We start from the raw sequence: 611 nt of genomic DNA, 5'->3' as shown, positions 1-611 counted from the left end.
TTAAGTTATCCATGGAGGTTTAGCTCAGCTGGGAGAGCATCTGCCTTACAAGCAGAGGGTCAGCGGTTCGATCCCGTTAACCTCCATATGAGCCGTTAGCTCAGTTGGTAGAGCATCTGACTTTTAATCAGAGGGTCACAGGTTCGAGCCCTGTACGGCTCATATTTTTGCGGGTGTGGCGGAATTGGCAGACGCACTAGATTTAGGATCTAGCGCCTTACGGCGTGGGGGTTCAAGTCCCTTCACCCGCATAATTTAAGTTTTACATGCCGGCTTAGCTCAGTTGGTAGAGCATCTGATTTGTAATCAGAGGGTCGAGGGTTCAAGTCCTTTAGCCGGCATCTTTAAACACGCGGAAATAGCTCAGTGGTAGAGCACCACCTTGCCAAGGTGGGGGTCGCGGGTTCGAACCCCGTTTTCCGCTTTGCCAAAGCAATCGCGCCGGGGTGGCGGAACTGGCAGACGCACAGGACTTAAAATCCTGCGGTGAGTGATCACCGTACCGGTTCGATTCCGGTCCTCGGCATTTCAAATATGCGCCCATAGCTCAACTGGATAGAGTGTTTGACTACGGATCAAAAGGTTAGGGGTTCGACTCCTCTTGGGCGCGT

At 52.4% G+C, this 611-nt stretch carries 7 tRNA genes; all 7 read left to right on the top strand.

From position 1 onward, the window contains the following. The first annotated feature begins 13 nt into the window (after window positions 1-13). Window positions 14-86, top strand: a tRNA-Val gene (locus tag RG571_RS12055). Between the two features lie 3 nt (window positions 87-89). Continuing rightward, window positions 90-162: transfer RNA gene (locus tag RG571_RS12050), tRNA-Lys, on the top strand. 7 nt (window positions 163-169) lie between these two features. Continuing rightward, window positions 170-251 (top strand) — tRNA-Leu (locus tag RG571_RS12045). A gap of 17 nt (window positions 252-268) precedes the next feature. Next, a tRNA-Thr gene (locus RG571_RS12040) sits at window positions 269-341 on the top strand. An 11-nt stretch (window positions 342-352) separates the two neighbouring features. Then, window positions 353-424: transfer RNA gene (locus tag RG571_RS12035), tRNA-Gly, on the top strand. 16 nt (window positions 425-440) lie between these two features. Then, window positions 441-526, top strand: a tRNA-Leu gene (locus tag RG571_RS12030). Window positions 527-536: 10 nt separating this feature from the next. Then, window positions 537-610, top strand: a tRNA-Arg gene (locus RG571_RS12025). Window position 611: the final 1 nt, after the last annotated feature.

Origin of the sequence: Enterococcus sp. FR204, assembly GCF_031143325.1 — a bacterium.
Classification (GTDB): domain Bacteria; phylum Bacillota; class Bacilli; order Lactobacillales; family Enterococcaceae; genus Enterococcus_B; species Enterococcus_B faecium.
The sequence above is the reverse complement of the archived record's forward strand: the minus strand, read 5'-3'. Positions and strand labels throughout refer to the sequence as shown.